Source organism: Chitinophaga vietnamensis (genome assembly GCF_902167635.1).
GTDB lineage: Bacteria > Bacteroidota > Bacteroidia > Chitinophagales > Chitinophagaceae > Chitinophaga > Chitinophaga vietnamensis.
In genome coordinates this window covers 789,504-811,015 of record NZ_CABHMS010000002.1, presented here as the reverse complement: position 1 = coordinate 811,015, position 21,512 = coordinate 789,504, and the positions used below count along the sequence as shown (strand labels likewise).

20 protein-coding genes and 1 tRNA gene are annotated in these 21,512 nt (G+C 50.5%); 10 read left to right on the top strand and 11 right to left on the bottom strand.

Going from position 1 to position 21,512, the window contains the following annotated elements; genetic code table 11:
• Positions 1–128: 128 nt before the first annotated feature.
• Positions 129–974, bottom strand: coding sequence for a sugar phosphate isomerase/epimerase family protein (locus FPG75_RS07500; RefSeq protein WP_143306144.1), 846 nt, complete (start codon positions 972–974; stop codon positions 129–131).
• 137 nt (positions 975–1,111) lie between these two features.
• On the opposite strand from FPG75_RS07500, the gene FPG75_RS07495 reads away from it, so the two are divergent.
• The 4 genes from FPG75_RS07495 to FPG75_RS07480 all read left to right on the top strand — a co-directional run bounded on the left by FPG75_RS07495 (position 1,112) and on the right by FPG75_RS07480 (position 5,928).
• A complete protein-coding gene (locus tag FPG75_RS07495; RefSeq protein WP_143306143.1) occupies positions 1,112–2,206 on the top strand; it encodes a vWA domain-containing protein in 1,095 nt (364 codons plus the stop codon).
• Positions 2,207–2,227: 21 nt separating this feature from the next.
• Complete coding sequence (locus FPG75_RS07490; protein WP_143306142.1) at positions 2,228–3,730, top strand: magnesium chelatase; 1,503 nt, start codon at positions 2,228–2,230, stop codon at positions 3,728–3,730.
• A 139-nt stretch (positions 3,731–3,869) separates the two neighbouring features.
• Positions 3,870–5,171: a Gfo/Idh/MocA family protein gene (locus FPG75_RS07485; RefSeq protein ID WP_143306141.1), complete on the top strand. Its 1,302-nt coding sequence runs from the start codon at positions 3,870–3,872 to the stop codon at positions 5,169–5,171.
• 19 nt (positions 5,172–5,190) lie between these two features.
• Positions 5,191–5,928, top strand: coding sequence for a 3-keto-disaccharide hydrolase (locus FPG75_RS07480; protein ID WP_143306140.1), 738 nt, complete (start codon positions 5,191–5,193; stop codon positions 5,926–5,928).
• Positions 5,929–6,172: 244 nt separating this feature from the next.
• Here the strand turns inward: FPG75_RS07480 and FPG75_RS07475 are convergent, their stop codons facing one another.
• Positions 6,173–6,646, bottom strand: coding sequence for a GNAT family N-acetyltransferase (locus FPG75_RS07475; RefSeq protein WP_201747904.1), 474 nt, complete (start codon positions 6,644–6,646; stop codon positions 6,173–6,175).
• Between the two features lie 120 nt (positions 6,647–6,766).
• A tRNA-Cys gene (locus FPG75_RS07470) sits at positions 6,767–6,837 on the bottom strand.
• A gap of 199 nt (positions 6,838–7,036) precedes the next feature.
• On the opposite strand from FPG75_RS07470, the gene FPG75_RS07465 reads away from it, so the two are divergent.
• Complete coding sequence (locus FPG75_RS07465; protein WP_143306139.1) at positions 7,037–7,915, top strand: nucleoside phosphorylase; 879 nt, start codon at positions 7,037–7,039, stop codon at positions 7,913–7,915.
• Positions 7,916–8,181: 266 nt separating this feature from the next.
• Entirely contained in the window at positions 8,182–8,964 is a 783-nt protein-coding gene (gene dapF, locus FPG75_RS07460; RefSeq protein WP_143306138.1) for a diaminopimelate epimerase, read from the top strand.
• Between the two features lie 58 nt (positions 8,965–9,022).
• On the opposite strand, the gene FPG75_RS07455 is transcribed toward dapF, so the two are convergent.
• Entirely contained in the window at positions 9,023–9,628 is a 606-nt protein-coding gene (locus FPG75_RS07455; RefSeq protein WP_143306137.1) for an FMN-dependent NADH-azoreductase, read from the bottom strand.
• A gap of 101 nt (positions 9,629–9,729) precedes the next feature.
• Between FPG75_RS07455 and FPG75_RS07450 the strand changes: the two genes are divergently transcribed.
• The 3 genes from FPG75_RS07450 to FPG75_RS07440 are packed head-to-tail and all read left to right on the top strand — an operon-like array spanning position 9,730 to position 13,735.
• Positions 9,730–10,107 (top strand): winged helix-turn-helix transcriptional regulator, encoded by a 378-nt coding sequence (locus tag FPG75_RS07450; protein WP_143306136.1) that lies wholly within the window; start codon positions 9,730–9,732, stop codon positions 10,105–10,107.
• 49 nt (positions 10,108–10,156) lie between these two features.
• Positions 10,157–13,240 (top strand): PKD domain-containing protein, encoded by a 3,084-nt coding sequence (locus tag FPG75_RS07445; RefSeq protein ID WP_143306135.1) that lies wholly within the window; start codon positions 10,157–10,159, stop codon positions 13,238–13,240.
• A gap of 39 nt (positions 13,241–13,279) precedes the next feature.
• Complete coding sequence (locus FPG75_RS07440) at positions 13,280–13,735, top strand: NUDIX domain-containing protein (protein WP_143306134.1); 456 nt, start codon at positions 13,280–13,282, stop codon at positions 13,733–13,735.
• Here FPG75_RS07440 and FPG75_RS07435 read toward each other — a convergent pair.
• Positions 13,732–14,538 (bottom strand): queuosine precursor transporter, encoded by an 807-nt coding sequence (locus FPG75_RS07435; protein ID WP_143306133.1) that lies wholly within the window; start codon positions 14,536–14,538, stop codon positions 13,732–13,734. The genes FPG75_RS07440 and FPG75_RS07435 overlap by 4 nt on opposite strands.
• Positions 14,539–14,790 (bottom strand): hypothetical protein, encoded by a 252-nt coding sequence (locus tag FPG75_RS07430; protein ID WP_144695842.1) that lies wholly within the window; start codon positions 14,788–14,790, stop codon positions 14,539–14,541.
• Between the two features lie 92 nt (positions 14,791–14,882).
• Between FPG75_RS07430 and FPG75_RS07425 the strand changes: the two genes are divergently transcribed.
• Positions 14,883–17,429 carry a YfhO family protein gene (locus tag FPG75_RS07425; protein WP_143306131.1) on the top strand — a complete coding sequence of 849 codons (2,547 nt, stop codon included), beginning with the start codon at positions 14,883–14,885 and terminating at the stop codon, positions 17,427–17,429.
• A 52-nt stretch (positions 17,430–17,481) separates the two neighbouring features.
• On the opposite strand, the gene FPG75_RS07420 is transcribed toward FPG75_RS07425, so the two are convergent.
• From FPG75_RS07420 to FPG75_RS07400, 5 genes are read right to left on the bottom strand one after another with little or no spacing between them, the layout of a single operon-like run.
• Positions 17,482–18,225, bottom strand: coding sequence for a glycosyltransferase family 2 protein (locus tag FPG75_RS07420; RefSeq protein ID WP_143306130.1), 744 nt, complete (start codon positions 18,223–18,225; stop codon positions 17,482–17,484).
• A 10-nt stretch (positions 18,226–18,235) separates the two neighbouring features.
• Positions 18,236–19,321, bottom strand: a complete 1,086-nt coding sequence (locus FPG75_RS07415; protein ID WP_143306129.1) for a DegT/DnrJ/EryC1/StrS family aminotransferase — start codon at positions 19,319–19,321, stop codon at positions 18,236–18,238.
• A gap of 10 nt (positions 19,322–19,331) precedes the next feature.
• Positions 19,332–19,700, bottom strand: coding sequence for a sugar 3,4-ketoisomerase (locus tag FPG75_RS07410; RefSeq protein WP_143306128.1), 369 nt, complete (start codon positions 19,698–19,700; stop codon positions 19,332–19,334).
• Positions 19,701–19,711: 11 nt separating this feature from the next.
• Entirely contained in the window at positions 19,712–20,713 is a 1,002-nt protein-coding gene (locus tag FPG75_RS07405) for a glycosyl transferase (protein WP_143306127.1), read from the bottom strand.
• A gap of 17 nt (positions 20,714–20,730) precedes the next feature.
• On the bottom strand, positions 20,731–21,453 hold the full coding sequence (locus tag FPG75_RS07400; protein WP_201747903.1) for a class I SAM-dependent methyltransferase: 723 nt from the start codon (positions 21,451–21,453) through the stop codon (positions 20,731–20,733).
• Positions 21,454–21,512: the final 59 nt, after the last annotated feature.

Below are 21,512 nucleotides of genomic sequence, written 5' to 3'. Positions count from 1 at the left end.
TAAAAAAAGATTCGCGAAGATTATCTCGAATTGATCTTCGCGAATCTTTTTTTAATCCTTAATAATCCCGATAAAAAAATCCTGGCAATCCTTTTAATCTTTATAATCCTGAGTAAGACAACCTTCGCTTACAAATTACTCACCATCTGCCTCCAATAAGCGGCGCTGGCTTTCACTTCAGGTACGTTGTAATCCCAGTGGTATTCGTATTCTGCGGAAAACAGGCCTTTGAATTTTTGTTGTTTCAATGTTTCCAGCACTTTGCCGATCTGGCATACACCGTTACCCCAGATCACATCGTGGGCATCGTGTGATTTTTCATTCAGGTCTTTGAAGTGCAGGCTGATGATATGGCCATCCAGTTTTTTCAGGCATTCTACCGGATCGAGGCCGGAACGCACCCAGTGGCCGATATCAGCGCAGGCGCCCATTAGCTTGCTCCTGCCTTTGATGGCAGCCAGTACGCTGTCGGGATGCCAGTAGTGGCTTGGTTTCGGGTGATCGTGGATCGCCACTTTAATATTATACTGATCACAGAGCTGGGAGATCAGGTCCAGGTACTCGGGTTGCGGCTCTGTGGTGATGCTCTGGATACCCATGCGGTTAGCGAAATCGAACAGCATTCTCCACTCAGCGGCAGATTCCGGCACTACTACGCCGAAAGCCATCAGCACTTTGTGTTTCTTTTTGATCAGGTTCTTCACCTGCTCCTGTTTTTCGGGGGACATATGATAGTCCATTTTCCCTTCGATACCGCCGCCGATCGTTTGGCCGGGGAAGGCTTCCACATACTGGATGCCGCAGCTGTCCATCTTGTCCAGCGCTTGTTCCAGCGTGAAATGATTAAAGGTCCATGCTTGTGCGCCTAACTTCCAGCCTAATGCATCTGCCCTGCTCTGCGCAAAGGCCGACTGCGAAAATAATGCGATCGCCAATCCGCCTGCCAGCATCCAGGCATTTCTCAGTTTTTTCATATAGTTATTTTTTTGATGATTGAAAGTAATAGGTTTCATGATAAAATGCAAACCTTATTCCACTTCTATCTCACTCATCACTAAAATCTATATGATCCTCGTCGTTTTTTGCTTAATTTTAGTACAGAACTAGTGCTATGAGAGGTTATATATTTTCCAGATTCAATCCGGACGAAAACAACAAACCACCCTTCCAGAAACTGCTGGACCTTTTTACCCAACTCCTCACCTACACCAGCGGCGATGTATCCGAAGCCTTTCAGTGGCTCACACAGTTGGATAAAGAATATGGTCTTACCGACAACGACTACGGCATAGGCGACTTTATCCAGGAGCTGAAAGATAAAGGATATATCCGTGAGAAGGAAGAGAACGGGGAGATCGTGATCACGTCGAAGACTGAGCAGACCATCCGCAAAAGCGCGCTGGAAGAGATTTTCGGCAAGTTGAAAAAATCAACTACCGGCAATCATAATATCCGTAAATCAGGGCTGGGCGATGAACTCAATGCAGAAACACGCCCCTTCGAATTTGGCGACAGCATCGACCAGCTCGATGTAACAGCCTCTATCCGCAATGCCCAGATCAATCACGGCATAGAAAGTTTCTCCATCGATCAGGATGATCTTGAGATCAAGGAAACGGATTACAAAACACAAACATCCACTGCCCTGATGATCGATATCTCGCACTCCATGATATTATATGGAGAAGACCGTATCACACCCGCCAAAAAAGTAGCGATGGCACTCAGTGAACTGATCACCACCCGCTACCCGAAAGATACGCTCGACATCATCGTTTTCGGCAACGACGCCTGGCAGATAGAGATCAAAGACCTGCCCTATTTACAGGTAGGCCCTTATCATACCAATACCGTTGCCGGGCTGGAACTGGCCATGGACCTGCTGCGCCGGCGACGCAACCCGAACAAGCAGATCTTCATGATCACCGACGGGAAACCTACCTGCCTCAAACAAGGCAAACAATATTATAAGAACAGCTTCGGCCTCGACAGGAAAATACTCAACCGTACCCTCAACCTGGCCGCACAATGCAAGAAACTGAAAATACCTATCACCACCTTCATGGTGGCCACCGATCCCTGGTTGCAGAAATTTGTGCAGGAGTTCACAGAAACCAATAACGGCAAGGCTTTCTTCTCCGGCACCGATCGCCTCGGGCAATTCCTCTTCTATGACTTTGAGAACGGAAAAAGAAAATTATTCTAAACATATTCGTAATTAACCGGCATGGATACTAAAATCAAAACACTGGGACAGCTGAAGAAAAGCGGCTATAAACCCAAGACAGTAAAAGAAGAGATCAGACAGAACCTCATCACCAGGCTGCAAAACAAAGAGATCACCTTTCCCGGTATCGTAGGGTATGATGATACCGTAATACCAGATACCGAGCGGGCGCTACTCTCCCGGCATAATATCCTCTTCCTCGGTTTACGCGGGCAGGCCAAAACACGCATGGCCCGCCAGATGGTAGACCTCCTCGATGAATACATCCCCATAGTGGAAGGCTCCGAAGTGAACGACGATCCATTTCATCCGCTCTCCCGCTACGCCCGCGACCTCATTGAAGAAAAAGGCGACAACACGCCCATCGCCTGGATACCACGCAGCGCACGCTATGGCGAAAAGCTCGCCACACCGGACGTTTCCGTAGCCGACCTCGTTGGCGACATCGATCCCATCAAGGCCGCCAACCTCAAACTCAGCTATGCAGACGAACGCGTGATCCACTTCGGCATCATCCCGCGCTCCAACCGCAGCATCTTCGTCATCAACGAACTGCCCGACCTGCAAGCACGTATACAGGTAGCCCTGTTCAACATCCTGCAGGAAGGCGATATACAGATACGCGGCTTCAAAGTGAGGATGCCATTGGATATTCTCTTCGTATTCACCGCTAACCCGGAAGACTATACGAACCGCGGCGCCATCGTTACGCCACTGAAAGACCGCATCGAAAGCCAGATCATCACCCACTATCCCAAGAACATCGATAACTCCCTGCTCATCACCGAACAGGAAGCTGACATACACGATGACCAGGCCGGCAAAGTACATATCGCCGACCTCGTGAAAAGGCTCATTGAACAAGTGGCCTTCGAAGCGCGCAACAGCGAATACGTTGATAAAAAAAGCGGCGTATCCGCCCGCCTCACCATTGCGGCATACGAGAACGCTGTAAGCGCAGCCGAACGCCGCGCCATCATCAACAAAGAAAAGGAAACACAGGTGCGCATCGCCGACCTGCAAGGTATCATCCCCGCCATCACCGGTAAAATTGAACTGGTATATGAAGGCGAACAGGAAGGCCCGCTGCAGGTAGCGCACAACCTCTTGGAGAAATCCATTCGCACCACCTTCGCCAACTACTTCCCCAATCCCGATTCCTTCAAAAAAAGGAAACAGTCGGTACCCGCTGAAAACCCCTACAGGAGCGTGATACAGTGGTTCGACAGAGGCAATACCATCCAGTTGCTGCAAGATATCAGCGACAAACAATACGAAACCACTCTCAATAAAGTAGATGGCCTGCGCGATCTCGTCAAAGACCGCTTCCCGCGCGCCCATGCCCGCGAAGCCCTCCTGCTCATGGAGTTCGTACTGCACGGCCTCGCCGCCTATTCGCTCATCAGCAAGAAGATCGGCGAAAATGATACCCGCTTCAGCGACCTCCTCGGCACCATGATGAATTTCAACATGAGCGGCGAAGAGGAAGAAGAAGAGAATTAATTACGAATTACGAATTAAGAATTACGGATTTGTGGGGAGATCACATGATCTCCCCACAAATCCGTAATTCTTAATTCGTAATTCGTAATTAATTTCCTATTTTGTTTCCATTCCACAATTCCACAAAACGTTTTATTACATGAATCACTCCCGAAGAAACTTCATCCGTTCGGCATCCGCATTGGTAGCGGGCGCCGGGCTGTTATCCACGTTACCGCTCCGGGCGGTAGCCCCCAGCGACCGGCTGCGTGTAGCGGCTATCGGCATCAATGGCATGGGCTGGGCTGACCTGACCTCCATGCTTAAAAACCCTGATGTGCAGTGCGTAGCGCTCTGCGATGCCGACAAAAATGTGCTCGACAAACGAGTAGCCGAGCTGGCACAGAAAGGCATCAGCGTAAAGGCTTACAGCGACTACCGCAAGCTGCTGGAAGATAAAAGCATCGATGCAGTGATCATCGGCACACCCGACCACTGGCACTGCCTCATGATGACCGACGCCTGCGCGGCCGGCAAAGATGTATATGTAGAAAAGCCCATCGGCAATTCCATCGTGGAATGCGCCGCCATGGTAGCTGCACAGCAGCGCTACGGCCGCATGGTGCAGGTAGGCCAGTGGCAACGCAGTCAGCAACATTTCAAGGACGCCATCGATTTCGTATATGCAGGCCAGTTAGGACAGGTGAGGCTCGTCAAGGCCTGGGCCTATATGGGCTGGATGAAATCCATCCCGGTGAAGCCCGACTCCACACCGCCGCCCGGCGTAGATTACAAGGCATGGCTCGGCCCCGCCCTCACCAGGCCTTTCAATGAAAACCGCTTCCACTTTAACTTCCGCTGGTTCTGGGATTATGCCGGCGGTCTTATGACCGACTGGGGCGTGCATCTGCTCGACTATGCCCTGCTGGGCATGAAGGCCAAATCGCCGCGCGCTATCATGGCCGCAGGCGGCAAGTTCGCCTACCCCAACGATGCCACCGAAACACCCGATACACTTACCACCGTATATGAGTTCGATGGCTTCAACATACAATGGGAACAGGCCCTGGGCATCGATGGCGGCCCCTATGGCCGCGATCACGGCATTGCCTTCATCGGCAACAACGGCACGCTGGTGCTCGACCGCGGCGGATGGGAAGTAATCCCCGAAAAAGGCAAAATGGAAGCCGTAGCCAGAAGACCCAAAGTAGACAACGGCCTCGACCTCCACACCCAGAATTTTGTAGAAGTGGTGAAATCCCGCCGCTACAGCGACCTGCACGCGCCCGTACAAGCAGGCGCCCTCATTGCCACCACCGCGCAGATGGGCAATATCGCCTACCGCACCGGCAAAAAGATCTACTGGGATGCCCAACAGCAAAAATTCACCGATGCCGACGCCAACAAATACCTCGCGGCCACTTATCACAACGGTTATCATCTACCTAACATCAAAGCCTAAACGAAAATATATCTTCACAATGCGTACTTTACTTATAGCAGCATGTACCATGCTTTCATTCAGCGCCATGGCGCAGAACAGCCAGCAGGGCAAACCGGAAGACACCGAAGTGTGGGAGCCCGTGCCTAAAGTGATCACACCCGGCAAAGAAACCCTCACTGCACCTTCCGATGCCATCATCTTGTTCGACGGTAAAAACCTGGACCAGTGGGAATCTGAAAAGGGTGGCCCCGCAAAATGGGAAGTGAAAAATGGCGCCGTGACGGTTGTGAAAGGCACGGGTATGATCAAAACAAAACAGAATTTTGAAGATTTTCAGCTGCACATCGAATGGCGCACACCTGCCGAAGTGAAAGGCGAAAGCCAGGGCCGCGGCAACAGCGGCATCTTCATGCAGGAGTTCTATGAACTGCAAGTGCTGGACAACTACAACAACCGCACCTACTCCAACGGCCAGGCAGGCAGCTTCTATAAACAAAAGATACCATTGGTAAATGCCTGCAAAAAACCCGGCGAATGGCAATCCTACGATGTGATCTGGACAGCGCCCCGCTTCAATGACGACGGCTCCCTGAAATCGCCCGCACGCGCCACGGTATTACAAAATGGCGTACTGGTACAAAACAACGTATCCCTCGAGGGCAAAACCCTTTACATCGGCAAGCCCTACTACGAAAAGCATGGCGCCAAATCCATCTTCCTCCAGGATCATGGCAATCCCGTAAGCTATCGCAATATCTGGATCAGAGAATTATAAGCGAAGGTTGTCTGGCTCAGGATTATACTGATTAAAAGGATTACCAGGATTTTTTTACAGGATTAATAAAGATTAAAGAAGATTGGTGAGAAGATCAACAAGTTTCCAGCCCTTGAAGCACTCAAAGCGCTTCAAGGGCTGTCTTCGTAGATATCTTCAAGATATTTTCCGCAAATCTTTTTATAATCCAGTAAAAAATCCTGGTAATCCTTTTAATCAGTATAATCCTGAGCCAGACAACCTCCTATTCAATATTCAACGACAAGTACACCGCGCTCGTCAGCGGATTATCGTAATATGCGGCGATAGGCTGGAAGCCAAGCGATTTGTACAGTTCGATGGCGGGCCGCATATGCGCCAGGGTATCCAGCAGGATGCGTTTATATCCTAATGCTTTGCTTTCGGCGACTGCAGCGCCGGCCAGCGCTTTTCCCACACCATGGCCTTTGAAGGCATCTCTTACAAAAAGCCGCTTCATTTCGGCGGTAGTATTATCAAACGGACGTATTGCTACGCAACCTGCCACCTGGCCATCTGCCAGGGCTAGAAACAATGCGCCGGTAGGCGCTGCATAGGCGCCCGGCAACTGGGCCATCTCTTCTTCAAACTGCTGAAAACTCAGGTCAACATTTAACCAGTTTGCATATTCGCGGAAAAGTATTTTCACCTGCTCCAGGTGACGGGCATCGTTTGCGGTTACTTTTATAATCTCTGTCATAACCACTGATAGTTTAAATGCTGTTGTACGCAAACTTTTGCGGGAAGAGCAATTTACAACATTTAGAGCAGGTATAAATAAAAAAACCGCTGCAAAAAGCAGCGGTTTTTAACTTTGAAGAGGTTCCGAGCGGATTCGAACCGCTGTACGAGGTTTTGCAGACCTCTGCCTAGCCACTCGGCCACGGAACCATCTTGCTTCATTCACCCGCCATTGCTTGCCTGTAGCGGATGTCCCGGCGTTCATCGGGATTGCAAAAGTAGGAAAAATCTCTTATCTACCAAATATTATTCAAAAATTATCTGAAAAATATTTTGATAATAAAGCAGAACGTTAGAATATTGAGCTGGAAAAACGGATCATCAAATCGCCAAAACAAAAATTATTATCATGGATAAACGTATTGCAGAATCAGAGCTGATCATCAACAACCGTGGCGCCGTATACCACCTGGACCTGAGGCCGGAAGAACTCGCACACACCATCATCACCGTTGGGGATCCCGACCGTGTAGCATCGGTAAGCAAACATTTCGATAAAATTGAAGGCCAATACCAGCATCGCGAATTTGTAACCCATACCGGCTACATCGGCAACAAACGCCTCTCCGTAGTATCTACCGGTATCGGCACAGATAATATCGACATCGTTTTTAATGAGCTGGATGCACTGGTGAATATAGATTTCAATACACGCCTCGTGAAACCCGAGCTCAGCTCCCTCAAGATCATACGCCTCGGCACTTCCGGCGCATTACAGGACAGCATCCCCGTAGATAGCTTCGTAGTATCATCACATGGCCTCGGGCTCGACAACCTCCTGCCCTTCTATGCATTTGAAAATACGACCGCCGAAAAACAACTGCTGGAAGCCTTCCGCGGACAAGTAGCCCTCTACCCCGGCAGCGCATCGCCCACTTTATTTGCAGCATCCAACGACCTGCTTCAACATTTCACCGATGGTTTTCATACAGGCATCACCGTTACCTGCCCCGGCTTCTACGCCCCGCAAGGACGCGTGCTCCGCGGTCAGCTCTCCAATCCAGACCTGATCGATAACCTCACCGGATTCTCCTACGATCATCACCGCATCACCAACTTCGAAATGGAAACATCCGGCATCTATGGCATGGGCCGCGTACTCGGCCATCAATGCCTCTCCATCAGCGCCATCGTCGCCAACCGCATCCGCCAGGAATTCAGTAAAGACGGCGCCGCCGCCGTTGCTGCACTCATCACACGCGGACTGGAAATTATAGAAAAAATATAGACGTTGCATAAATCTACCCGGGCCTACCGGGCTTTCGCCCCTACGGAGCTGAATGCGGCGTAGCCTGCGTTTTGTCTACCGGGCTTTCGCCCCTACGGGGCGATATATTGGTAGCCCGTATCGCATCTACCAATATGCCGCCCCGTAGGGGCGGTAGCAATTGTATTGATCATCCGCGCATCAAAACGCGATCTACGCCGCATTCAGCCCCGTAGGGGCGACAGATTAACCAACAAAAAAATACAGGATATTTCTATCTTTGAAACATGAACCAGATCCACTTTTATAAATACCAGGGAACCGGCAACGACTTCGTAATCCTGGACAACCGGGAAGGACAATACAACTGGCTGACAGACGAACAGGTACACGAACTCTGCGACCGCCGCTTCGGCATCGGCGCAGATGGATTAATGCTGCTCAACAAAAGCGAAGACTATGATTTCGCGATGAAATATTACAATGCCGACGGCCGCGAAGGCAGCATGTGCGGCAATGGCGGCAGATGCCTTGTCGCCTTCGCCAATAAAATGGGCATCGGTAAAGGCAAAGTAGCCTTCATCGCCATCGATGGCCCTCACGAAGCTACCCTCGATGGCGACAACTGGGTAAACCTCAAAATGCAGGATGTAGATGATGTGGAACATGGCCCCGTCTACTTCTACCTCAATACCGGCTCTCCCCACTTCGTTAAATATGTCGACGATGTACAATCCACCGACGTATTCAACGAAGGCCGCCAGATCCGCTACAACGACCGCTTTGCAACGGAAGGCACTAACGTCAATTTCGTCCAGCCCTTCGAAAACGGCATCTTCGTGCGCACCTACGAACGCGGCGTGGAAGATGAAACCTACTCCTGCGGCACCGGCGTTACCGCCGCCGCACTCACCTTCGCAGGCAAAGAAGAAACCGAATATGTAGTACCCGTACAAACCCTCGGCGGCCAGCTGGAAGTACGCTTCACCAAAACCGGTGAACGCAGCTTCCACAACATCTGGCTCTGCGGCCCCGCCACACTGGTGTTTGAAGGAGATATCAAACGCTGATGATATAAAAAGACGTACCTCCATGTATCAGCCTGATAACTGATACATGGAGTATAGATCATAAGATCACAATATCCGCCACCCCTTTCTCCAAGGCTTTTTCCGCCCCAACAACCGCCTGCCCCTCCGCCCTGAACACACCCGCTACTGTTATGCCCATCAGCGTTAACAGAAAACGCAGATATGGCTCAATAAAATCATAAGGCTTTAACTCACCCTCCGAATAAACGCCGCCGGATGTAATAGCAAGGTAAGCCTGCTTGTTTTTCAATAATCCCACCGGCAACAAGCCATTGCCAGTATACCTGAAAGTAATACCCACCCGCGCTATCTGATCAAAATAAGCCTTCAAAGTGGAAGTGATCGTAAAGTTATACATCGGCGCTTCTATCACGATCGTATCTGCTTCCTGTAGCGCGTTAATAGCTTCATCAGAAGTGCTGATGGCCAATTGCTGCGCCGCTTGCCGGTCTTCAACCGGCGTGAAAAATGAGTGGATATGCATTTCTTCCAAATGAGGAATGACAGGTCGAGCCAGGTCATATTCATTGATGATACTATCCGGGTATTTCTCTCTGATCTTATCTATAATGGCACTTCCGAGCTTCCTGCTGATAGACTCCGCTGCGCGGGGACTTGACATGATGTGCAATACTTTTTTCATCGCTAAAATTTGTACTACAAAATTATCGCCCGTAACTAATAAATTACTAGTAGTTATCTTTACCTTAGTAGTAAGGTTTACCTTAGTTAAAAAGAAAAACGATGCAGAAAGCAGGCAAGAAATTATATACCGAAGTACAGTGCGCTAAAAACTTATCGGCCGTTGAAGATGCTTTATATGTGCTGGGAGGCAAATGGAAACTCAGGGTGATGATAGCGCTCGTAAGCGGTTATACGCGTTTTAACGAAATACAGCGCACCGTAAAAGGCATCTCTGCAACGGTACTTTCCAGTGAACTAAAAGCGCTTGAATTGAATGGCTTGATAAAAAGACAGGTACAGCAGGATGCCATACCTGTGGTGGTAGAATATGTGCCGACTGAATACGCCCACACACTTAAACACATTGTGTCTGCACTGGCTGAGTGGGGACAAAATCATAAACGTAAAATTATCCACCTGCACACCCGCCAGCAGTAAGGATATCCTTTTATTATAAAAATATCTATATTTGGACGATTGATTCGCCATGAGATATTCCCTATACGCCTGTGCCCTGTTCTTACTGTGTTGCCTGCCTGTGCTCGTACACGCACAAAAAGAAGGCAATGTCTGGTACTTCGGCGCCAATGCCGGCCTGGATTTCCGCACTTCTCCGCCCACCTTGCTGCTGGACGGGAAACTCAACACCCGTGAAGGGGTAGCCACCATCTCCGATAAAAATGGTCAGCTTTTATTCTATACAGAAGGTACCCAGATATGGGATAACACACATGGCGTAATGCCCAATGGGTATGGCTTGCTGGGAGATAATTCCAGCTCCCAATCGGCCATCGCGATGCCTTATCCCGGGCAGCCGGGCAAATACTTTGTGGTGACCACATCCGGCGGCAATGGCATGCATTGGTCGGTAGTGGATATGTCGCTCAATGGCGGCAAAGGAGATATCGTTGCCGCCACCAAAAACACGCAGCTGTACAACAGCAGCATGAGCTCAGAGAAGATGATGGTGACCAGGAACTGTAACGGGCACGATTACTGGCTCATTACACATACCCGCGACGACAACAACTATCGCGTATTCCCTGTTACGGATGCAGGTATCGGCGTAGCCAAAGCTTATCCGGTAGGCCGCGTTACGAGCAGCAATGGATGGGAAGCGGTAGGTACGCTGAAAGCCTCTCCCGACGGGCGCATCATCGTACAAACCATCGGCGGCGCCAACCAGCCCACTGATCCCAGCGTAGCGGAACTGGTGTATTTCGATAACCAGACCGGCATCATCAGCGGGCTGGCCGCCACGCTCGATAACCTCATCATGCCCTATGGCGCCGAGTTCTCGCCTGATGGTCGCATGCTGTACATCTCCTGCCTGCAAGGCCATGGCATCTTTCAATATGATCTGGGCACCGTTTCCAATATCAATAACTCGAAATTCCAGATCGCCAGTCATCCTACGCTGATGTACGGTTCGCTGCAACTGGCGCCGGATGGCAAGATATATGCCGCCGCTGAAAACGGCTTCAATGTGCCCTATCAATACCTCGGCGTCATTAACAAACCCAACGTTCAGGGCAATGGTTGCAACTTCGTGGGCGATGGCTTCAACCTCTCTCCCAAAGGCACTTTGCTGGGATTGCCCACCTTCATGGGCAATATCTTTTACAACCCTTTCGACCTGATCATCGCAGATACCTGCCAGGGCAGCAATACCAGCTTCCGCATCAACAATACCTATGGCATCCGCAGTGTGAACTGGGATTTTGGCGATGGCAGCAGCTCCACTGATTACGCGCCACAACACAAGTATACCAATGCCGGCAGCTACCAGGTAACGTTAACGATTACACGTAGTTGCGGTTCGGAGTCGCAAAGCAGGACCATTCACATCATGCCGGTATACACCACCCAGGAACAGATCGGCCTTTGCAATGGCGAAACCAGAACATTGCCCGATGGCCGCGTGGTGAGCGCCGCCGGTACCTATACCGTGAAACTCAAGAGCATCACAGGTTGCGACAGCTCCATCGTATACGCCGTTACAGCCGGCGGCTCCAAAGTAACGGAAAACAAAAGCTTCTGCCAGGGCGCGGCCTACCAATTGCCCGATGGCCGCGTGGTAAGCGCCGCCGGTACCTACACCTCGCAGTTCACCTCCTGGAAAGGCTGCGACAGTACCATCATCACACAACTCGCCGAAGCGCCCAGATATGACCGTACCGAAGTGGTGGATGCTTGTAACGGCAACGCATACACGCTACCGGACAAACGCGTCGTAAGCGCCAGCGGTACCTATACATCACGGCTTTTATCTGTATATGGCTGCGATAGCATCATCACTACACAGCTTACCTTCCATCCGGATTATCATATCACGGAAAGCAAGGCGCCCTGCGCGCATAGTTACCTGTTGCCCGATGGCCGTACCGTTACTGCCAGCGGCACTTATAACTCGTCATTGAAAAGTATCTATGGCTGCGACAGCATCATCACTACCCAGCTGATGCTGCCCCCTGCTGATGCGCATATCAATGCCGCCTTCTGCCAGGGCAGCGCCTATCTCCTGCCCGATGGCCGCAGCGTAAGCGCCGCCGGCACTTATAGTTCCGCATTCAAAACCTGGAAGGGTTGCGACAGTATCATCATCACCCAGCTCACGGAAGCGCCACGCTACAACCGCACAGAGAATATTGACATCTGTAACGGTAACGCATACACGCTTCCTGACGGCAGGACCGCCAATGCCAGCGGAACCTATACTTCGCGGCTGGTATCGGTTTATGGATGCGACAGTATCATCACCACGCAGCTCGCCGTCCATCCGCCTTATCATATTACGGAAAACAAGACGCCCTGCACGCGCAGTTACCAGCTGCCCGATGGCCGCATCGTCAATACCGGCGGCGCCTATACCTCGCAGCTCAAAAGCAGCTATGGCTGCGACAGCATTATCACTACCATACTCACGTTGCCGCCTACCGATACGCACCTGTACGCTACCATCTGCGACGGCAAAGTACAACAGCTGCCGGACGGCAATACCGCTACCAAGGCTGGCGTATATACGTCTACGTTAGTATCCTTCACCGGCTGCGACAGTATCGTGATCATGCATCTCAGCGTCCAATATCCGCCGCTGGCCAAATTGCCGCCGGATACCTGCGTATTCAACGGCAGCAGCACCATCATTACACCCGGCATCGGCCTGGGCGCCTATCTCTGGCAAGACGGCAGCACCAGCGCGGCTTACACCATCACCAAACCCGGCACCTATACCGTAGCAGTGAGCAACGATTGCGGCACCACTACCGCCAGCACCACCGCAACAGCTTGCGTAGCAGAACTATTCCTGCCCAATGCTTTCACGCCTAATGGAGACGGTCGCAACGACATCTTCCGGCCGGTTAACTTTCACGGGCAGCAGGTATTGGAGTTCAGGATATTCAACCGCTGGGGCGAAGAAGTATTCTATACAAAAGAAAACGGTAAAGGCTGGAATGGCCGCTGCAACGGCATCTTGCAGGATGCGGGCACCTACCTCTACCTGCTGCGTTTTATTGGCATTGATGGAAAGGAACATTTAATGAAGGGCCCTACTACACTTATTCTGTAGCTTGTGTATATTTACGGCCTATTTTAAAAAGATCCGGGTATGTCAACAACAGGATTCAACGTACGGGTGTACGGTATCATGATCAATGAGAAAAAACAAGTACTGGTAAGTGATGAATATATCCGTGGCGGATACTATACCAAGTTCCCCGGCGGCGGCCTCGAATTTGGCGAAGGCACCCTGGAATGCATGGTGCGCGAATGGCAGGAAGAGCTGGGCCAAGACGTGAAGGTAGTGGAGCATATCTATACCACCGACTTCTTCCAGATATCTGCATTCGACAACGAAACACAGATCATCTCTATCTATTACCTCGTAACGCCACTGTCGCCCTTTACCGCCAAGGTGATCACCAAACCCTTCGACTTCATTGTACCCGAAGGTACCGATGAAATGGAGCGTGCGCGGTGGATCGACTGGGATGATTTCTCTTCCGCAGCAGTAACTTTACCGATCGACAAGGTGGTAGCCGATATGGTGAAAGCGAAATATTAATCCGTGGTGATCGGCGCCACATGCGGGTGTTCTTTGCCCATGGCAGCAGCTTTCATGCGGGCGGCCGTTTCATGGCCAAGGTATTTTTCTATCCGGTGTTCCAGCAGGTAGATGAGTGGTGTGAGCGCTACCGCTACAATGAATTTATACGTATAGTTCACAAGGCAGATCGCCAATACCAGCTGCCAGCTCCATCCACGGCCCACTTTGAAGGCGATGAACAGCACAATGAAACTGTCTACCAGCTGCGATACCACTGTTGAACCCGTAGCCCGCAACCATACATGTTTTTCACCGGTACGCTTTTTAATGCGGTGAAACACCGTTACATCTACGATCTGGCTCACGAGGAAGGCGGTGAGGCTTGCTACGATGATCCACATGCTTTGTCCGAAGATGTTGTTGAAGGCGACCTGCATATCGGGCACGCCTTGCGCGGCGCTGCTGTTCACCCAGAAATCCGCCGGCGGTACGCCAATCGCTACGAGGAACATCAGGAAAGCGTAAGAGATCAATATTACAGCGGTATAGGAGATGCGGCGCACGGCTTTGGGACCGTAATATTCATTCACGATATCCGTCATCACAAATTCCAGGGGCCATAAAAGCACACCTGCGGTGAGATTGAAGGCCAGACCACTCTGCCCGAATAACGTGAACGTATGTACGGGCAATCCGAATAACTTCTCCAGCGAAAATATCTTCCCGCCTATACATTCCGCGATCAGCGCATTGGCCACAAAAAAAGCGGTGAAAGCCACAAACATCTTTGTGGGCTTGTCGTTGAGCAAATTCTTTATCATCTAAAAACTGACTATTAATTCAAATACCAGGATAGCAAGGTTCGACAAATATACCCATGGCGGCAATGCGCGCCATGTTATTTTTTTCAGTAATAATAATACCGCCACAATTATACTTAACAGCAGGTTCACCGGAAAGGCAATGCCCACACCCAATACCAGCACATGATTCACGAGGGTATCCCAGGAATGATCATAGGCGGTGATACGCAATATTTCGCCGGCAATAAAGCACAGGTTGCAGATAAACACAAATTTTAACAGAAAAGGGATCCAGCGCATATTGAAATTTCGGATAAATTACAGTTATTTTTGTTTCTTTAAAACTAAATCAAAAATATCCGATGAAGCAAAACTGGCTAAAAGCCATTCTTCCGCATCTGGCAGCAGTTGGTATTTTCCTCTTGCTGGCCACCATCTATTGTTCTCCCGTATTGGAGGGCAAGGTGGTGAATCAGTCCGACATGGCGAACGTGCAGGGAATGGCTAAAGAGGCAAAGGACTTTTACAATCAAACCGGCGAAAACCCTTTATGGTCTAACAGCATGTTTGGCGGTATGCCCACGTATGTGACGTATACCGGCCCCAGCGCCAACAAGATGGGACTGGTGAACAGGGCTGTATGCCTTTTCCTGCCAGACCCTATCAATATGTTGTTCCTGGCCATGATATGCATGTATGTGCTGGCCTGCGTACTTGAGTTCAAATTCTGGATACGTATTGCAGGCGCCATCGCCTTTACATTCTGCTCCTATAACGTGATCCTCATTGATGTAGGCCACGTCACTAAAATGTACGACATCGCCCTGATGCCCGCTGTGCTGGCCGGTGTGATCCTCACCTACCGCGGCCGCCTCATTGCCGGCGCCGCACTCACCGCCCTTGCCACCGCCCTGCTGATCTATAACAATCACCTGCAAATGATCTACTACACGCTGATCATGATCATTTGCCTGGTGATCGGCGCTTTCATTCATGCATACAAAAGCAAAGAGATACCTGCCTTTATGAAGGCCTCTGCCCTGCTGGCCATAGCCGCCCTGCTGGGCGCGCTGCCCTCCATGGATAACCTGCTCGTTACCCGTGAATATGCAGAATACACCATGCGTGGCGGTAAGTCAGAACTCACGCTGCCCATCCCCGGCCAGCAGCCTTCCGCTGCCGCCAAAGAAAAAAAATCCGGCGGCCTCGATATCGACTATGCCTACGATTGGAGCTACGGCACCATGGAATCCTTTACCATGCTTATTCCTGGCTTCTCCGGTAATTCCAGCGGACAGAAACTGGGCACCAGCTCTCACGTCTATGAACAAATGCTGAGCCTTGGCGTACCACAGGCTTCCGCAGAAGACTATATGAACAGGGCCCGCTTCCCGCTGTACCATGGCGCGCAACAAAAAGGCACCTCCGGCCCCGTATACGTGGGCGCGATCATCTGCTTCCTTTTCGTACTGTCGTTACTGTTAGTGAAGAACTGGAACAAATGGTGGCTCGTAGCCGTTACCATCATCGGCCTGATACTCGCCTGGGGCAAGAACTTCGGCGTCATCAACAATTTCCTCTTCTATCATCTCCCCCTGTATAATAAATTCCGTGCGCCTGCGCAGGCATTGGTATTGCCTTCATTCACCTTTGTAGTCCTCGCCTGCTGGGCATTACAAGAGGTAGCCAATGGCAAGCACACCAAACAGGAACTGATGGAGAAACTGAAATATGCGCTCTATATCACCGGCGGCCTGATCCTCGTGGTGGGCGTTGGCGGCAGCATGTTCTTCAACTTCACCAGCTATCACGATACCGCCATGCTCAGCAACTACTCACAGATGTTCGGTGGCGAAGAGAATGGTAAACTGATGATCCGCGCACTGGAGAAAGACCGCGCCAGCCTCCTGTTGAAAGATAGCATCCGCTCACTGGTGTTTGTAGCCATCGCCGCAGGCGCCATCTGGGCCTTCATCAAAGACAAGCTCAAATGGCCCGCCACAGCGCTTATCATCACCGTAGCTGTTGCCATAGATCTTTTACAGGTAGATAGAAATTATCTCAATGCCGACAGCTTTGTAGAAGACAACGTGTTCATGTCTACCCTCGCGCCTTCACAGGCCGATCTGCAGATCAAGCAAGACCCTGATCCTTACTACCGTGTATGGAACCTGATGTCGCCGCTGGATGATGCCTCGCCTTCTTATTTCCACAAAAATGTCGGTGGCTACAGCCCGGCGAAACTGTCTATCTACCAGGATATGATCGATCATCAGCTGATGCGCGTATACCAGGATATCGCCTCCGGCCGTCCTACCCAACAGGATATGCGCATCCTCGATATGCTCAACACCAAATACCTGATCGTGCCCGGCCAGAACAACCAGCTGGTAGCACAACGCAACCCTGATGCCTATGGCAATGCCTGGTTTGTAAAAGGTATTGTGTGGGCGCCGGATGCCAACACCGAAATGAAAACGCTCGACTACCTCGACGTGAAAGACAGCGCTGTAGTAGATAAACGCTTCCAGCCTGCCCTGGGCGCCAACTTCCAGCCAGGCGCCGATAGCGCCGCCGCTGTGAAGCTCACTAAATATGGCCTCAACAAACTGGAATACGCTTCTTCCAATAACCAGGAAGGTTTCGCCGTATTCTCCGATATCTACTATCCCGCCGGATGGGGCGCCACCATCGATGGCAAACCAACGGATATCATCCGCACCAACTATGCGTTGCGCGGCCTGAAAATCCCGGCAGGACAGCATAAGATCGAAATGACCTTTGCACCGAAAACATATTATCTCGGACAAAAGATCGCTGGTATCTCTTCTTTCCTTCTCATATTATTCGTCCTGGGTGGATTCATCTGGGAAGCTGTAAAAGGCAGGAAGCAAGAAGAAGCGGCATAAAGCGCATCATAAAAAAAGCCCCCACGCCGTAGCGTGGGGGCTTTTTTTATGATCAATATTTTTTAGAGAAGATATATCGCAACGCGATGAACAGATGATGCGCAGCATTAGGGAGATGCCCGTAATACCTGCTCAGGATGCTGTACCGCTCCTTCCAGGCCAGCTGTTGCCGCTGCTTGGAAGTGCCGCCCACCCTGAATTTCGCCACCACCTCGTGCGTATTGCAATTACTTTTTGAACCTTTCAAACAACGGATCATCCAGTCGATATCCGCACATACCTTGTATTGCAGATCGTACAAAGGACTGATACTGCGGCGCACAATAAATGCCTGGTGCGACACTACCATGCCGTATTTCAGGCTTTTCCAGCTGAGCTGCTGCGGCACCTGGTGCGGCGTTTGCTGCGAACGCAGGCCCAGATCGGCGCCCTCCTCATCTACAAACATGGCCTCGCCGTAATACACGTCTGCATCGGGACAGCAAGCCATCATCTTTGAAATGACATCCTTATCTGCCAGCGTATCATCGGCATTGAGGAACAGCAGGTAATCGCCGGTGGCGAGCTGCATGCCCTTATTCATGGCATCATACAGGCCCTTGTCTTTTTCTGATACCACTTTGGCGATGCGGTCACGGTAAGGCGCTACTACCGCCATGGTATTGTCTTTCGAAGCGCCGTCCACAATGATGTATTCAATATGCGGATAGGTCTGCGACAGCACGCTTTGTATGGTGCTTTCGATAAACTTTTCCGCATTATAGCAGACTGTAATAATAGAGAGTGTAGCCGTCACCGTGAGTACTTTAGAATTGATTGATCACTTCCACCACTCTTTCGATATCTGCCGGTGTATGGCAATACGAACAGGGCAGGCTCAAAGTGGTAGCGTGTATTTCTTCTGATATCGGGTAAGGCTTTTGCTCGATGATGCCTTCCATGGCCTTCTGGCGATGTGGCGCCAGCGGGTAATGGATATCCGTTTTGATGCCTTTTTCCAGCAGGTATTGCTTCAGCGCATCACGGCGCGGATGGCGGATATTATAGATGTGGTACACATCAAAATAATCGGGATCTACCACCGGTTTGATGAAGTCATTCTTGATACCTTCGTGGTAAATGGCTGCCAGCGCGCGTTTGTGCGTAGTGATCTGTTCCAGGTATTTGAACTTCACCAACAGGAAGGCGGCCTGTACTTCATCGAGGCGAGAGTTGATGCCCACCACTTCATTGTAATATTTCACATCAGAACCATAGTTGCGAAGGCGGCGGATAGCTGTGGCCAGTGCATCGTCGTTACAGATCACCGCGCCGGCATCGCCAAGAGCGCCCAGGTTCTTGGTAGGATAAAAACTGAAAGCGCCATACTCTCCGAAAGTGCCGGTGAGCTGGCCTTTGAAGGCTGCCGCGTGCGACTGTGCACAGTCTTCGATCAGCACAAGCTGATGCTTTTGTTTGATGGCCATGATCTTGTCCATCTCGCAGCTCTTGCCATACAAGTGCACCACCATGATCGCGCGGGTACGCGGCGTGATGGCGGCTTCTATCTTATCTGCATCAATATTATAAGTACGTATGTCAGGCTCCACCAGCACAGGTTTGAGGCCGCATTGCACGATGGAGAGAATGGTAGCGATGTAGGTATTGGAAGGCACGATGACTTCATCGCCGGGCGCGAAATTGAATGCACGTAAACTGAGCGTAAGCGCATCCAGGCCATTTGCCAGGCCCAGACAGTGTTTGCTGCCATGGTAGGCAGCATAGGCCGTTTCAAATTCCCTGACCTTATTGCCCAGGATATACCAACCGCTTTCCAGGGTGGCATTGAAGGCGGCTTTCATCTCATCGAAGAAAGGCTTGTTGAGCAGCCCGAGGTTTTCGTATTCTATCATAGCCACTATATCAATTATCGTAAGGTTCAAAAATATAATCCGCCGGATCGAAGCTGGTAGAGGCCATCACCAGCAGCACCGCATCCGGTGTGAAATGGTGCATGGTGTGCCAGTCCTGCGGTTCCAGTATCAGGCATTTGTTCGGATGGTCCATTACAAAATCAGTCTTCTCTTTTCCGTTGTTGTTGGAAACAATGCAGCTGCCATGCACGCAGATCGCGGCCTGTATGGTATGATGATGCCGGTGCCCGCCACGAACGGAATCATCCACGCCATAGATATAAAAGATACGCTTGATATCAAACGGTATCTGTTTTTCTATCACGGTAAGATTGCCTCTTTTATCGCTATGGGTAGTTAGATTGATGATATGCGCCACGGAAAATTATTTTAAATGCCCAGTTCTTGAAATGAATAAATGTGATATACATGCTTCAGTTTCCGCCAGATGGTCACCAGCGCGGCTTTGAGGCCCTGCGGCCTTGGCCGGCTGCCATGCGGATCGAAGCTGTTATCAACGGCCTGTATCTGCTTCTTCGCAGTTTCCAGCGCCAGAATATAAGGTTTGTAAAAGATCTCTTTTACCGCAGGTGCAATGAGCCTTCTGCCCAGCTCTATCGTGCCGTCGGTAAAATATTTAAGGTAATGGAAATGATAGAATACCGGCTCAAACACTTTACCCGTGCTGATCTCGCGGCAACGTATCTTCTCTCCTTCCATGAATACCTCGTATTGCTGGATATTCCAGAGTGCCAGTCCGCCGCCTAAATGTTGCAATACCCATACATTTTTAAAGCGGGTGGTCCAGTCGTCCAGGTATTTCTGATCTCCGAACTTGCCATCTTCATGACGGTCGTAACACCAGTCCAGGCAAGCATTACGCCACCATTGCAGGGCTTCCATGCCGTGCTGGTCGTTGCGGAAGGTGATATATTGCACGCAGTATTTGCCGCTCAGTTTACTCTTGTCGTACATCGGCGTATAGCGGTGTTCGGTGATCATCACGGAATGATCGCCCATCTCCTGCATCAATACATTCGGGTCGTTATAGAAATAGAGATCGGCATCGATATAGGTACAATGCGGTAATTTGAACTGTTGGATACAATACAGAATAGTGGAAGATGAACAGGTCCAGCAGTATTCGGCGCGGTTCCTGGTGGGCTTCACGGCCAGCAGTTGCGGGTCTTCAAATTCCTGTAGCGAAATAACGCTAAGATGCTGCAATCGCATAGCACGCAATACTTGCAGGCATTTATCATCAAATGCAAATACGTACAGGTGGAAATTGGGGCACACCTTCGCCAGCGATTCGTACATGGCCAGTCCGCGGGAAAGGTAATTACTGTCGAACAGTGTGCAATAATATAATGTAGTATATCTTTCGTTCATAATGTCAAACACGGTTGCTAGGCTTCCCTCACTTTACGGATCAATACAATATTATCCAGGTACAGATCTTCGTTGGAAGGGGTGATCAGTCCGATCAGGGAACCGATCACATTGTTCGGGAACATAATACAGATGGTGGTGAAGATACGCAGGAAGCGGTATTTCACGGTTTTCTTGTACAGGTATCCGTTGAACAGTACGGTGAGTACGCGGAGATCCGCGACCGACTTGCGTTGTTCCAGTACTTCAAACCCTTTTTTCTCCAGCAGGCTTTTGAGGCCGAAGGAAGAATAGCGGGCATAGTCATAAGGCTGCTCATGCTCATCCCAGGCGAAAGGCACGGTGATGATGGCTTTGCCGCCAGGTTTCAGCACCCGGTTGATCTGTTGGAGGAAATCGTCCGGGTTGAACACATGTTCCAGCACCTGGTTGCAGAGCAGGGAGTCAAAAGTATGATTTTCGAACGGGAAAACGGTACCGTCGTAAAATACGTCGATATCCTTTTTCTCGCGGTTATACGTAGTATCTATCTCCAATCCCGTATAGGCGTCTACGTTAAAGAGCTGCCGGTAAGGTTTGGTGCCGCAGCCCACATCGAGCAGGCGGCCTGAGAGCTGTGGGCCCATGCGGGCCATTTCTTTATAGAGGCCGCGGCGCGCGATATAGAACGGATTGATCACCATCCCGAGCGGGCCCGGGTTGAAGGTCTCTTTTTGTAATAGTTGCTGGAAAAATCCCATTTCAAATAATTTCTATAATAAGGGCAGCTGGTCAAAGGCGGCACCGAAAATACGTAAAA